The 12,579-nt window shown below is 63.1% G+C and carries 12 protein-coding genes, 1 tRNA gene and 1 pseudogene; 8 read left to right on the top strand and 6 right to left on the bottom strand.

Going from position 1 to position 12,579, the window contains the following annotated elements; all coding sequences use genetic code 11:
* Positions 1-105: 105 nt before the first annotated feature.
* Together AC3WOG_RS16405 and AC3WOG_RS16400 are read right to left on the bottom strand one after the other, a co-directional pair.
* A pseudogene (locus tag AC3WOG_RS16405) lies at positions 106-1,234 on the bottom strand (IS110 family RNA-guided transposase).
* 301 nt (positions 1,235-1,535) lie between these two features.
* Positions 1,536-2,120: a hypothetical protein gene (locus tag AC3WOG_RS16400; RefSeq protein ID WP_492578960.1), complete on the bottom strand. Its 585-nt coding sequence runs from the start codon at positions 2,118-2,120 to the stop codon at positions 1,536-1,538.
* Positions 2,121-2,367: 247 nt separating this feature from the next.
* On the opposite strand from AC3WOG_RS16400, the gene AC3WOG_RS16395 reads away from it, so the two are divergent.
* The 4 genes from AC3WOG_RS16395 to AC3WOG_RS16380 all read left to right on the top strand — a co-directional run bounded on the left by AC3WOG_RS16395 (position 2,368) and on the right by AC3WOG_RS16380 (position 5,043).
* The gene (locus AC3WOG_RS16395) at positions 2,368-3,588 is read left to right on the top strand and encodes a Bcr/CflA family multidrug efflux MFS transporter (RefSeq protein WP_492578959.1); all 1,221 of its coding nucleotides are present in this window, start codon (positions 2,368-2,370) and stop codon (positions 3,586-3,588) included.
* Positions 3,589-3,789: 201 nt separating this feature from the next.
* Positions 3,790-4,020: a hypothetical protein gene (locus AC3WOG_RS16390; RefSeq protein ID WP_492578958.1), complete on the top strand. Its 231-nt coding sequence runs from the start codon at positions 3,790-3,792 to the stop codon at positions 4,018-4,020.
* 179 nt (positions 4,021-4,199) lie between these two features.
* On the top strand, positions 4,200-4,604 hold the full coding sequence (locus tag AC3WOG_RS16385; RefSeq protein WP_492578957.1) for a RidA family protein: 405 nt from the start codon (positions 4,200-4,202) through the stop codon (positions 4,602-4,604).
* A gap of 106 nt (positions 4,605-4,710) precedes the next feature.
* Positions 4,711-5,043 carry a hypothetical protein gene (locus AC3WOG_RS16380; protein ID WP_492578956.1) on the top strand — a complete coding sequence of 111 codons (333 nt, stop codon included), beginning with the start codon at positions 4,711-4,713 and terminating at the stop codon, positions 5,041-5,043.
* 127 nt (positions 5,044-5,170) lie between these two features.
* Here AC3WOG_RS16380 and AC3WOG_RS16375 read toward each other — a convergent pair.
* The 4 genes from AC3WOG_RS16375 to rph form a co-directional block, all read right to left on the bottom strand.
* A tRNA-Ser gene (locus AC3WOG_RS16375) sits at positions 5,171-5,260 on the bottom strand.
* Positions 5,261-5,315: 55 nt separating this feature from the next.
* Complete coding sequence (gene hemW / locus AC3WOG_RS16370) at positions 5,316-6,545, bottom strand: radical SAM family heme chaperone HemW (RefSeq protein ID WP_492578955.1); 1,230 nt, start codon at positions 6,543-6,545, stop codon at positions 5,316-5,318.
* On the bottom strand, positions 6,542-7,189 hold the full coding sequence (gene rdgB / locus AC3WOG_RS16365) for an RdgB/HAM1 family non-canonical purine NTP pyrophosphatase (RefSeq protein ID WP_492578954.1): 648 nt from the start codon (positions 7,187-7,189) through the stop codon (positions 6,542-6,544). Before rdgB ends, hemW begins: the two co-directional genes overlap by 4 nt.
* Positions 7,182-7,922, bottom strand: coding sequence for a ribonuclease PH (gene rph, locus AC3WOG_RS16360; RefSeq protein ID WP_492578953.1), 741 nt, complete (start codon positions 7,920-7,922; stop codon positions 7,182-7,184). The genes rdgB and rph overlap by 8 nt, the downstream gene beginning before the upstream one ends.
* Before the next feature lie 224 nt (positions 7,923-8,146).
* Here rph and AC3WOG_RS16355 point away from each other — a divergent pair, with 224 nt between their 5' ends.
* From AC3WOG_RS16355 to AC3WOG_RS16340, 4 genes are all read left to right on the top strand, one after another.
* Entirely contained in the window at positions 8,147-9,070 is a 924-nt protein-coding gene (locus AC3WOG_RS16355; protein ID WP_492578952.1) for a YicC/YloC family endoribonuclease, read from the top strand.
* Between the two features lie 18 nt (positions 9,071-9,088).
* Positions 9,089-9,769: a guanylate kinase gene (gmk, locus tag AC3WOG_RS16350; RefSeq protein ID WP_492578951.1), complete on the top strand. Its 681-nt coding sequence runs from the start codon at positions 9,089-9,091 to the stop codon at positions 9,767-9,769.
* A gap of 60 nt (positions 9,770-9,829) precedes the next feature.
* Positions 9,830-10,033 carry a DNA-directed RNA polymerase subunit omega gene (gene rpoZ / locus AC3WOG_RS16345; protein WP_006025620.1) on the top strand — a complete coding sequence of 68 codons (204 nt, stop codon included), beginning with the start codon at positions 9,830-9,832 and terminating at the stop codon, positions 10,031-10,033.
* A gap of 83 nt (positions 10,034-10,116) precedes the next feature.
* Entirely contained in the window at positions 10,117-12,474 is a 2,358-nt protein-coding gene (locus tag AC3WOG_RS16340; protein ID WP_492578950.1) for a RelA/SpoT family protein, read from the top strand.
* Positions 12,475-12,579: the final 105 nt, after the last annotated feature.

Genomic DNA, 12,579 nt, shown 5'->3' with positions numbered 1-12,579 from the left:
GCAATCCGTTGCGTAGCGGTGTCGCGGGTTACTCGTGTGCCGGGCTACGCCGCCTTCAGGAAACTCCTCCAGTGTCAGGTTGGGGCAACGGGGCTGGATGTTGCATCATGCCAGGCGCACCTCGTGCGGTACGGCCAGCGACATCGCGAGCCGGCTGACGTCCCAGATAAAACCTGCCAGTTCGCGGGCAACCGCGACCACCGCGATGTTCTTCTGCTTGCCGCGCGCGATGAGCTTGCGATAGCGTCGGCACAGCCGCACCTGTGCGTCCCAGGCGCGATCAACGATCGGCTTGGGGATGCCTTCGTGGCGGCGCTGGATGTCGGGACTGACACGGGCCGTATGCCGGTAGCTCCAGGCAGCTTCGACGAGCAGCTTTCTCGCGTAGCTGTTGCCGTTCTTCGTGATACTGCCCTGACGGCGCTTCTCGCCTGACGAGTGTTCCGAGGGCGTCACGCCCAGCCAGGCCATCAACTGGCGCAGGTGTGCAAAACGTGACAGCTCACCCAGTTCCGCGAGCATGCCCACGGCCGTGGTGAACTGCACGCCGCGCATGGTCTGCAGGGCCAGCACGGCCGGATAGAAGCGCCAGTTGACGACGGCCTCGCGCAGCGCGGCTTCGAGGCGCTCGCATTGCGCGAGGCGGTCCTCGATCGCGCGCCGATGTTCCTCGAACGCCAGCTGCTGCCATGCACTGTCGAATGCATGCGCGCCCAGCCAGCGCCGGTGCGCCGCTCCCCAGTCGGCGCGGCCTGTATAGCGCACCCCATGCGAGAGCAGAAAGGCTTTCAGCCGTTGCCGCGCACGCTTCAGATCGTCTTTGGCACTGACCCACGTACGCGCCAGATCGCGGAACGCTTCATCCTCCACGGTGGGCACGTACACGGCTGACAGGTCGCCTGCGCGCAGTGCGCACGAGCTTCACGGCATCACGTCGATCGGTCTTCACACGTTCACCGGGCTTTCTGGGAATCAGTGAAGGTGCGCACACCATGCAGTCGAACCCTTTCTGGATGAGTTGCCGGTAAAGCCCATAGCCGCACGGGCCCGCCTCGTAGACGACGCGGATGCGGCGCGCCTTGGACTGCAGGCGCTTGCACAGGCGATCGATATCGGTCCGCGTCGTACCGGTCTTGCCGAGCAGCTGGACCTCGCCCGAGCCGAGGGCATAGGCAACCGTGATCGAGTCCTTGTGTACGTCCAGACCGACGTACAGCGTGCTATCGTCTTCCATGCTGGCCTCCGAGTGGAAATCGCCGGGTGTGGCCCTGTCCACACCGCGCGGCTCTGGCAGCAATGCTAACCCGCGTTTGATTCCTCACGGCAGGCCAGCCTTCGCCTCACGGGAGTCATACTGTCTAACGCTTAAGCGGGTCTCCTGGCTTGGAGGGGGTAGTGGAGCATCTGGAGTCGGTGTCCTCGCGCACTCCACGTGAGTGACAAGGCAGTCATTCTTCCGGCGGCGCTGCACGCGCCGAACGGTACTTCGCAAACCGTAGGTCTGACTTGGCCTTGCGGTTGCTCCTCGCCGTCGATCAGATTTTGCGCGTTTGTTTCGTCGCCGGCGCTTTGAGCCTTGGCTCGGCGTGGCCTTTCGCAGCGGTTTTCTCGGCCGCTGCCGCGTGGGCCGTTGCCTTGCTGGAGCGTGTAGGTCCCGTCGGGGCGTCGAGCTTCGGTGGTTTGCGCTTGCCGGTTAGCTCGGCCCAGCGCTTTTCCAGCGCGCCTTCAGCGATCGGCTTGATGATCGTGCCCGAACTCTGTGCGTCCCACGTCTGTACCGAAAACGGATGCGTGCGCAACATCTCGCGCGGGATCACAACCCCCTCGTGTGCGTCGACAAGCCAGTCGTACACGAAGTCGATGCATAAGCGGTAGCCACGCCTGGTCGCCGGGTCGGGGACTTCGTACGGGGCTCGCGTCACATAGCCGGAACCGAAGACGCCCTTGGGTTCCTGCGCGACACGGTGCAGGAACACGCGGTCGCCAGGCAGGATGCCGCGCGCAAACCCGCAACCCCACACGTCCGCTACCGCCACGCCCGCGGCAACACGCTTCGCCACGTCAGGTAACTCGGGCCACGGCCATTTTTTGGGGCTCCAGATCAGCAGGAAAGCAGTCATGACAAGGTCGGGAGAAAGCGATGAAGAGGGCGCAACGGCGCATGTTCGCATTGCGCAAGAATCGTTCAGGCGGCAGCTTAACCGATCGGCGCCGTGCTTGTCGTAGCGCTCGGACGCCCCGCTCTATACGGACGGGACGCGGCGATTGTTGTATCCCTCGCGTACAATTGACGCCGTCAAGCTGCTGTTTTCCCCGTTTCACCGTGTTTCGCTGCCAATGACGGCGGAGCGCTTCATCTGGATTCCCATGTCTCACGTCACCAGACGCCGGCCTGATGGCCGGCTGATTCTGTTGCTCGGCGCGCTTGCCGCGTGCGGGCCGATTTCCATCGACATGTATCTGCCCAGTCTGCCGACCATTGCGCAGGCCTTCGCGGTCGGCACCGGTACCGCGCAGACGACGCTCACCAGTTTCATGTTCGGCTTTTCGATCGGCATGCTGTTGTACGGTCCGCTATCGGATACGTACGGTCGACGCCCCGTGCTGCTCGGCGGCATCGTCATGTATGCGCTGGCGAGCGTCGCGTGCGCGCTGTCCTTCTCGATCGGGTCGCTAGTGACGTTCCGTTTCGTGCAGGCGCTGGGCGCGGGCGCGGCCTCGGTGCTGGCGCGCGCCATTGCCCGCGATGCGCACGGGCCGTCCGACGCCGCGCGCGTGCTGTCGATGCTCGCCATCGTGACGTCGATCGGGCCGTTACTGGCGCCGCTGATCGGCGGGCAGTTGCTGCTGCTCGGCGGCTGGCGCGTCGTCTTTGTCGTGCTGACGCTGTTCGGTGCCGTGTGCGCCGTCACTGCATTCCTCAAGGTGCCGGAAACGTGGCCGCGCGAAAAGCGTGCACAGTCGGCGTTGCTGCAATCGTTCGGCGCCTACGGCAAGTTGCTGCGCGATCCGGTCGCGTGGGGACACATGTTATGCGGCGGGATGGCGTTCGCGTCGATGTTCGCCTACATCACGGCGACGCCGTTCGTGTACATCGAGTACTTCCATGTGTCGGCACAGCATTACGGGTTTCTGTTCGCACTGAATATCGTAGGCATCATGTTCGGCAACTTGATGAATACGCGTCTGGTCGGCCGGCTCGGCTCGCTGCCGATCATTTCGTTTGCGGCTACCGTCAGTTGCGGCGGGTCGTGGTTTGTCTGTCTCGTGTCGTTGACCGGCTGGGGCGGCTTGTGGTCGATCGTGTTCGGCCTGTTCTTTGTGGTCGGCGTGGTGGGGCTGCTGTCCGCCAATTGCACCACCGATCTGATGCATCGCTATCCGATGAATGCCGGCGCTGCGGCCGCCGTGTTCGGCGCGGTGCAGTTGGCGCTTGGCGCTCTGTCGAGTCTGGCCGTTGGGCTCTGGCAGGACGGCTCGCCCAAGGGAATGGGCATCGTGATCGGTGTCGCGGGCACGCTGTGTTACGTCGGCCGGATTCTGGTGGTCAGGTGGCATGGAAAGAAGGCGCCCGTGGTTGCTGCCTGACGGCGCTCTGCTCGGCGACAGCGATCCGGTTTGCCTGAATGAACTGCGCAACGGCTCCTGAGCCAACGCGCAGGGTGCTTCCGCCAGCCCGCCCTGCACGTAGCAGAGCGACTACGGAAAACACCAGGTGTTGCGTGCGCGCGACCGTGCGGTTCAATTTGCGTTGCTATGATGGAGACACTGTTCCTCGGAGCGGCAATCATGGCGATCAGAGATTTGATGAACGGCGAGCGGCAACATGCTGCCTTCGCCGAAGCGCAGAAGCTGGCAGACAGCGGCGTATATCACGATTACACGGACATCGAATACGTCTTGCGCTTTGATTACGGTTTGTCTGACGTATCGACACTGCTCGATAGTCAGTTGATGCACCGTGACCTGAATCGCCGTTGCGCGGACGCGCGCGAAAAGCTGGATCTGCTTGGCGTTTGACGCGTGCGGCGCGTGGTTTGAACGGATTTGCTCGGTGGATCACGCGAGGCGCTGCATCGTCCGCAGCGGTAAAGTCTCGCGTGACGCCTTCAGTGCTTTCGCGAAAGAGGCGCGGCCGCGTCGGTAACTCGCGTGCAGCGTCATGCGCATAGCCACGCGCCGTCATTTGGAGTTGCTTCATGGCTGGTACCCAGCACAGCACGCCTCTGCCGCACACGGATAACCCCGCTGGTCTCGCGAAGCCGGGCGGCCACTATAGCCACGTCGCGATCGCAAATGGATTTGTGTTCGTCTCAGGACAGTTGCCGATCGACGCGCAGGGCGAGAAGCGCTCCGGCGCTACGTTCGAGGTTCAGGCCGAACAGGTGCTGGCTAATGTGCAGGCTGCGCTCGAAGGAGCGGGCAGCAGCATCGCGCAACTGGTGCAGGTGCGGGTCTATATCGTCGATGTCGAACACTGGGCGAGCTTCAATCAGATCTACGCGCGCTGGGCGGGTGAAGCACGGCCGGCGCGCGCGGTCGTGCCGGTCCCTCAATTGCATTACGGCTTGAAGATCGAGGTTGAGGCGACTGCGCTGGTTTAGGCCGGACGAGGTCGGACGCGGCGTCGAGTTGTCGCCGGCCGCGGTACAGCGTTGATCTGGACGCGCCCTTTGCTGGCGCGCAGAGCGTCATTCATTGAGGAAGCCGATGAGGCGACTGCTCGCATGGTTTGCTGCCCAACGCTGGCGGCTCTCGCTGTCTCACTGCGTTGAAGGGCTGCTGATTCAAATCCCGCTCGGCCTGCTGTTCGATTTCCGGGTCGGCGCGCTCGCCGTGGTCGTTTGGTACTGGTCACGCAAGAAGTTAGAGATGGAAAGCGCGACCAAGACGCCCGGCGCATCCGACACCACGGTCTGGGCGGTCGGATGGTTTCCGTGGCAGTGGGATAACTATAAGGTGCTCGACGTGGTGCTGCCGGCGTTGTCCTCGAGCGCGATTGCGTACGTGGCGATGACCTGTCGCGGCATCGCAGGGTGCTGACCGGGACTGTCAACCGTGATCGTCCAACGTTAGTACCCGCGGCGGATGCCGATGGCTCGGTATTGGCGGGTTCTTTGCCGGGAACAAATGAAAAACGGGCCGAAAGGCCCGTCTTCACTGATTGTCCTGGCGGAGGCGGTGAGATTCGAACTCACGGAAGGATCACTCCTTCGCCGGTTTTCAAGACCGGTGCCTTAAACCACTCGGCCACACCTCCAAGCCCGAAATTGTAACCTGAAAAATCCCGGCTGCGTCGTCCTGAAGAGCCGCAATCACTGCGGATCTTTCAGAAACAACGCCTGCAGATCGTTCAGAAAGGCCTGACCGAGCGGCGTCGGTGCAATCTTTTCGTGATCGCGCGTAATCAGCTTGCGCCGTTCCGCCTCCTGCAAAGCCGGCTCGATCGACGTCATCGACAGCCCCGTGCGCTCGATAAACCGATGCACCGGAAACCCTTCCACCAGCCGCAGCGCGTTCAGCATGAACTCGAACGGCAGATCGCGCGGCCCGACCTCGTGTTCTTCCTGTACCGCCGTGCCGGCCTTGGCCTGCTCGATGAAGGTGGTCGGATGCTTGTAGCGCGCCTGACGCAGCACGCGGTTCGGAAACGACAGTTTGGTATGCGCGCCAGCCCCAATGCCGAGATAGTCGCCAAAGCGCCAGTAGTTCAGATTGTGCTTGCTTTGCCGGTGCGGCTGCGCATACGCCGATACCTCGTAGCGGGTGTAACCGGCCGCCGTCGTACGCTCGTGAATCCAGTCCTGCATGTCGGCGGAGGCGTCGTCGTCGGGCAGCGCGGGCGGAAATTTCGCAAACAGCGTGTTCGGCTCGAGCGTCAGGTGATACAGCGACAAGTGCGGCGGCGCGAACGACAACGCCGTTTCAACGTCGGCCTGACATTCGGCAAGCGTCTGCTGCGGCAGCGCGAACATCAGGTCGAGATTGAAGTTGTCGAAGGTGGTCGATGCCACTTCGACCGCGTGGCGTGCTTGCGTCGCGTCGTGAATCCGGCCGAGCGCTTTCAGATGCGCCTCATTGAAACTCTGAATGCCCACCGACAATCGATTCACGCCGCTCGCGCGAAACTGCGCGAACTTCGCGGCTTCGAAGGTGCCGGGATTGGCCTCGAGCGTGATTTCCGCGTCGGCGTCGAGCGGCAGCAGTGCGCGCACGTCGGACAGCATCCGGTCGAGCCCGGCCGCCGACAGCAAGCTGGGCGTGCCGCCGCCGATGAACACCGTATGCACCTGACGGCCCCACACGAGCGGCAAGGCCATCTCGAGATCGGCGCGCAACGCATCGAGGTATTCGGTCTCGGGAAACGTGTCGCCTTTCCACTCGTGCGAATTGAAATCGCAATACGGGCACTTGCGCACGCACCACGGAAAATGCACGTACAGCGCCAATGGAGGCAGCGACGTCAGACGAATGCTGCCCGGCGACGTAAATGCCTTGATGACGCCATTGCCGATATCGGTAGGGGCCGGTTTGATCGGAATCACGCTTCCTCCGTCAAACGCGCGAGCAGATGCCGCAACGCTATCGCGCGATGGCTGCTGGCGTTTTTCACCGAGGGTTCGAGCTCAGCCGCGCTCGCGTTCAGCGACGGCAAGAAAAAGTGCGGGTCATAGCCGAAGCCGTTGGCGCCACGCGGCGTATCGAGAATCTCGCCTTGCCAGCGGCCTTCGGCGATCAACGGTTCGGGATCGTCCGCGTGACGCACCAGCGCCAGCACGCAGTAGTAATACGCACGGCGATCGGCTTCGCCTTGCAGCGCCGAGACGAGGCGCGCGTTATTCGCCGCGTCGCTTTTCTCGCCGCCGGCAAGCTGTGCGTAACGCGCCGAATAAACGCCCGGCGCGCCGCGCAACGCGCGCACGCACAGGCCGGAATCGTCGGCGAGTGCGGGCAGGCCGGTGAGCTTCGCCGCATGACGCGCCTTGGTCAGCGCGTTTTCGACGAAGGTTGGATGCGGCTCTTCCGCCTCGGGCACGTTCAACGCGCCTTGCGTAATCAGCTCGATGCCGGCCGCGCCGAGCAGCGCCGCGAACTCGCGCAGCTTGCCCGCGTTGTTCGACGCCAGCACGACTTTCCGCAACGGCGAGCCTGCAGCAACGCCGCCGTTGGTTTGATGAACCTCACTCACCCTTGTGCTCCAACGCTGCCTTCTGCTTCGCGATCAGCGTGTTGATGCCGTCGCTCGCGAGATCGAGCAGCGAATTCATTTCGTCGCGCGAGAACGGCACGCCTTCGGCAGTGCCCTGAATTTCGACAAAACCGCCGGCGCCTGTCATCACGACGTTCATGTCGGTGTCGCATTGCGAGTCTTCCTCGTAGTCGAGATCGAGCACCGGCACACCGTCGTACACGCCGACCGAAATCGCCGCGACGTAATCGCTGATCGGCGAGCTTTCGATGCGGCCGGTCGCCAGCAGTTTCGACACGGCGTCATGCGCGGCGACGAACGCGCCGGTGATGCCGGCGGTGCGCGTACCGCCGTCGGCCTGGATGACGTCGCAGTCGATATGCAGCGTGCGGGCACCGAGCTTCTCGAGATCGAACACCGAGCGCAACGCGCGGCCGATCAAGCGCTGGATTTCCTGCGTGCGGCCGGTCTGCTTGCCGCGCGCCGCTTCGCGGTCGCTGCGCGTGTGAGTGGCGCGCGGCAGCATGCCGTATTCGGCGGTCAGCCAGCCCTGGCCGCGATCGCGCAGGAACGACGGCACCGTTTCAGCGATGCTGGCCGTGCAGATGACCTTGGTGTCGCCGAATTCGACCAGCACCGAGCCCTCCGCATGCTTCGTGTAGTGGCGCGTGATGCGCACGTCGCGCAGCTGATCGGCCTGGCGGCCGCTGGGGCGTTGAGTGTTATTGGTCATGTTGGGAATGGTCTGGAAGAACCGCGGGAGGGAAAACACAATTTTACCGCTGATCGTGGGCGCAGCCATCCGCCGGGCAGCTGCCCGCGTGTGCCGGGGCTCTCCAAGGGGTCTTACCGTCAAAAATGGGATAATGCCGATTCTCCGCCCCGCGTCTCGTACACGCCGGGCGATTCGACTCTACGGCCATCGTCGAACGCATGGCCACAATCGCGAGATATACGATGATCTACAGCATGACTGGCTATGCGAGCGCCACGCGCGAACTCGTCGCGGCCTCAGGCACAGGTGGCGTGAGCGTATCGGTCGAACTGCGCACGGTGAACTCGCGCTTTCTCGATCTGAACTTCCGCATGCCGGAAGACGTGCGCGTCTGCGAGCCGACGCTGCGCGAAATGCTGATGAACAAGCTCTCGCGCGGCAAGGTCGATATTCGTATCAACCTGCAGCGCAGCGAACAGTCGGCCAACGCCGGCTCGGTCAATCGCGATGCGCTGACGCAACTCGCGTTGCTCGAGCGCACCGTACTGTCGACGTTCCCGGAAGCAGGGCGTCTGCGCACCGGCGAAATTCTGCGCTGGCCGGGCGTGCTGGCCGAAACCGGCGTCGCGCCGGAAGTGCTGCGCGATGCGGTGCTGGCATGCGGCAAGCAGGCGATTACCGATCTGATCGACGTGCGTGCCCGCGAAGGCGCGCAACTCGCGACGATGCTGCTCGCCAACGTCACCGAAATGGAAGCGATCGTCACGAAGATCACGCCGCTCGTGCCGGAGTTGATCGCCAGGCATCAGCAGAAGATCGTCGAACGCTTGCAGGAAGCGCTCGGTATCGCCGCGCCGGATACGGCCGCGACGACGGTCTCGCGCGAAGAAATCAACGAACGGATTCGTCAGGAAGTCACGATGTACGGCATCCGCATCGACATCGCCGAGGAACTGTCGCGCCTTACGGCTCACCTGAACGAAACGCGTCACGTGATCGAGAAGGGCGGCAAGGTCGGCAAGCGCCTGGACTTCATGATGCAGGAGCTGAATCGCGAAGCGAACACGCTCGGCTCGAAGGCGGCCGCGAAGGAACTGGCGGATTCGTCGATGACCTTGAAGCTGCTCATCGAACAGATGCGCGAGCAAGTACAAAATCTGGAGTAAGGCTGGAGCACCGACAATATGACCGACCACACACGCGAAACCAGCGCACCGCGCAATCCTTACGCCGGTGCCTATCCCGGCAACCTGTTCATGGTGGTCGCGCCTTCGGGTGCGGGCAAGTCGACGCTCGTGAACGCGCTGCTCGCCAGCGACGAAGCGATCCGTCTGTCGATCTCGTACACGACGCGCCCGCCGCGTCCGAAGGAGCAGGATGGCGAGCACTATCACTTCACGACCGTCGACGATTTTCTGACGCGTCATGCCGCCGGCGAGTTTCTGGAAAGCGCGGAAGTGCACGGCAACTACTACGCGACCTCGCGCGTGTGGATCGAAGAGCAGATGAAAAGCGGCCACGACGTGCTGCTCGAAATCGACTGGCAGGGCGCGCAGCAGGTGAAGAAGCAGTTTCACAACGCGGTCGAAATCTTCATCTTGCCGCCATCGCTCGACGCGCTCGAAGAGCGTTTGAAAAAGCGCGGCCAGGACGAGCCGAATGTGATTACGCGGCGTCTGCTTGCCGCCGGTAGCGAGATGGCGCACGCGGCCGAAGCGGAGTACGTCGTGATCAACGAAAACTTCGATCGCGCGCTCGGTGAACTGCGGTGCCTCGTGGCCGCGACGCGTTCGCGCTTCGCCTCGCAATACGCGCGCCACACGCAGCTTTTCGTGCAGCTCGGCATTCACCTGCCGCACGCGTGAGCGCGGCGGTGTACCGAGCACATAAGGTAGAATAAGCAACATACTGAGAAGGAATCCAACATGGCCCGCATTACCGTCGAAGACTGTCTCAAACAGATCCCGAATCGTTTCGAACTCGCGCTTGCCGCAACCTATCGCGCGCGTCAGCTCGCTCAAGGCCACACGCCGAAGATCGAAAGCCGCGACAAGCCCACGGTCGTCGCATTGCGTGAAATCGCAGCTGGCCAGGTCGGCGTCGAAATGCTGAAGAAGGTGCCTGTTTAAGGCGCACTGTTCCGTTTTCGATTGCCATGTAATTGCATCAACGTGCAGACCGGCGTCCAACCCTAACCGCTACGGAGGCGAAAATGAGTGCTACCCCGCCCGCCGCCACGGAAGTGGAACACGACGCCGACTCGCCCTCGTCTGCACGGAAGTACATCGACGCGGTCCTCGAACAGTCGTTTCGCCATCTGTTCGGGCCGACCGCCACGCCGGAGCAACCGCGCCGGCATGACGTCGTTTCGATCGCCAGGCTGACGTCCGTCTTGTCCGGCTACCTCCAGCCGGAAGAGATCAAAGAGATCAAGGCGGCGTTCCATTTCAGCGACGAAGCCCACCTCGGCCAGTATCGCCAGAGCGGCGAACCCTACATCACGCATCCTGTCGCCGTCGCGGAAATCTGCGCCGGCTGGAATCTCGACGCCCAGGCGATCATGGCGGCGCTGCTGCATGACGTGATGGAAGACCAGGGCGTGACCAAAGCCGAACTTGCCGAGCGATTCGGCGCGAAGGTCGCGGAACTGGTCGACGGGTTGTCGAAGCTGGACAAGATGGAGTTTCGTAATCGCGAAGAGGCGCAGGCGGAAAATTTCCGCAAGATGCTGCTCGCGATGGCGCGCGACGTCCGCGTGATTCTGGTGAAGCTCGCCGACCGGCTGCACAACATGCGCACGCTGGGAGCGGTGCCGCATGAAAAGCGCCGCCGCGTGGCGCGCGAAACGCTGGATATCTACGCGCCGATCGCGCACCGGCTCGGCTTGAACAACACGTATCGCGAGTTGCAGGACCTGAGCTTCGCGAACTTCAACCCGCATCGCTACGCCACGCTTGAAAAAGCGGTGAAGGCGGCGCGCGGCAACCGTCGTGAAGTGGTCGGCAAGATTCTCGAGTCGGTGCAGCGCGCGATTGCCGACGCGAAGCTCGACGCCGAAGTCACCGGCCGTGAGAAAACCATCTTCAGTATCTACAAGAAGATGCGCGACAAGCAGTTGTCGTTCTCGCAGGTGCTCGACGTGTATGGCTTCCGCGTGGTGGTCGAAAGCGCGCTGGAGTGCTACACCTGCATCGGCGCGCTGCATGCGCTCTACAAGCCGGTGCCGGGCAAGTTCAAGGATTACATCGCGATCCCGAAGGTCAACGGTTATCAGTCGCTGCACACCACGCTGGTCGGCCCGTTCGGCGCGCCGATCGAGTTCCAGGTGCGCACGCGCAAGATGCACGAGATCGCGGAAGCGGGCGTGGCCGCGCACTGGCTGTACAAGAATGGCGGCGCGGATCTGAACGATGTGCAGAAGCGCGCGCATCAGTGGCTGAAGTCGCTGCTCGACATTCAGAGCGAAGCGGGCGACTCGAGCGAATTCCTCGAACACGTGAAGATCGATCTGTTCCCGGATGCGGTCTACGTGTTTACGCCGAAGTCGAAGATCATGGCGCTGCCGCGCGGCGCCACCGCGCTCGACTTCGCGTATTCGATCCACAGCGACCTGGGTAACCAGTGTGTCGCGGTGAAGATCAACAACGAACTGCTGCCGCTGCGCACCGAGCTGAAGAGCGGCGATATCGTCGAAGTGATCACGGCGCCGTATTCGAAGCCGAATCCGGCCTGGCTGGGTTTCGTGCGCACCGGCAAGGCGCGTTCGGCGATCCGCCATTACCTCAAGACGATGCGGCTGAACGAATCTGTGCAGCTCGGCGAGCGCCTGGTCGATCAGGCGCTGAAGGGCTACGGGCTGGCGCTGTCGGACGTGACGCCGGAAGCGTGGGAAAAGCTGGTGCAGTGGACGGGTAACAAGAACCGTCAGGAAATCTTTGCGGATATCGGCTTGGGCCGGCGTGTCGCCGCGGTGATGGCGAAGCGCATCGAAGTGCTGATGAGCGGCCGGGATGCCGACGACGACGGCTCGCGTTCCGACGGCTCGGCGCCACATGCGCCTCCAGTGGTCATCACCGGTACGGAAGGTATGTCCGTGCAACTGTCGGCGTGCTGTCGTCCGATCCCGGGCGACGACATCATGGGCTACATCGGCATCGGCCTCGGCATGGCGATTCACACCACCGACTGCCGCGTCGCGCAACGGATTCACCGGCGCGATCCGGGCCGCTGGATCGACGTTGCCTGGGCGCCGCAGCCCGGGCGTCTCTTCGACGTCGCCGTCAAGGTGCTGGTCAAGAACACCAAGGGCGTGTTTGCCCGCGTCGCCGCCGACATCACGTCGGCGGATGCGAACATCGTCCACATCGCGATGGACGAAGACCTGTCGCAGGAATCGACGGTGCTGCGCTTCGTGATTCAGGTCAGCGATCGTGTCCATCTCGCGAACGTGATGCGGCGTGTGCGGACCAATCCGGACGTGATGCGCATCGCCCGCGAACGGCCGAGCGAGGAAGGGCATCACCGTCACGACGGCGGCATGCGGATCGATCGCGAGCGGGCGGACTACTGATCTGACGGCTGCGCCAGGTTACCTCGGGTTGCTTCGGTTGCTTTGGGTTGTTTCAGGCGGCCCAGTTCGAATCTGAACGTCCGGCGCACTCGCGAGTCTCACCTG

It is taken from the genome of Paraburkholderia sp. FW306-02-B (genome assembly GCF_058782725.1).
Note: the sequence above shows the minus strand (reverse complement) of the source record. Positions and strands in the feature narration are given on the sequence as shown.

Excerpts from the sequence above, each read along its gene's own strand:
- AC3WOG_RS16400 (WP_492578960.1), bottom strand. The coding sequence starts at position 2,120 with ATGACTGCTTTCCTGCTGATCTGGAGCCCCAAAAAATGGCCGTGGCCC.
- AC3WOG_RS16395 (WP_492578959.1), top strand. The coding sequence starts at position 2,368 with ATGTCTCACGTCACCAGACGCCGGCCTGATGGCCGGCTGATTCTGTTG.
- AC3WOG_RS16390 (WP_492578958.1), top strand. The coding sequence starts at position 3,790 with ATGGCGATCAGAGATTTGATGAACGGCGAGCGGCAACATGCTGCCTTC.
- AC3WOG_RS16385 (WP_492578957.1), top strand. The coding sequence starts at position 4,200 with ATGGCTGGTACCCAGCACAGCACGCCTCTGCCGCACACGGATAACCCC.
- AC3WOG_RS16380 (WP_492578956.1), top strand. The coding sequence starts at position 4,711 with ATGAGGCGACTGCTCGCATGGTTTGCTGCCCAACGCTGGCGGCTCTCG.
- rph (WP_492578953.1), bottom strand. The coding sequence starts at position 7,922 with ATGACCAATAACACTCAACGCCCCAGCGGCCGCCAGGCCGATCAGCTG.
- AC3WOG_RS16355 (WP_492578952.1), top strand. The coding sequence starts at position 8,147 with ATGATCTACAGCATGACTGGCTATGCGAGCGCCACGCGCGAACTCGTC.
- gmk (WP_492578951.1), top strand. The coding sequence starts at position 9,089 with ATGACCGACCACACACGCGAAACCAGCGCACCGCGCAATCCTTACGCC.
- rpoZ (WP_006025620.1), top strand. The coding sequence starts at position 9,830 with ATGGCCCGCATTACCGTCGAAGACTGTCTCAAACAGATCCCGAATCGT.
- AC3WOG_RS16340 (WP_492578950.1), top strand. The coding sequence starts at position 10,117 with ATGAGTGCTACCCCGCCCGCCGCCACGGAAGTGGAACACGACGCCGAC.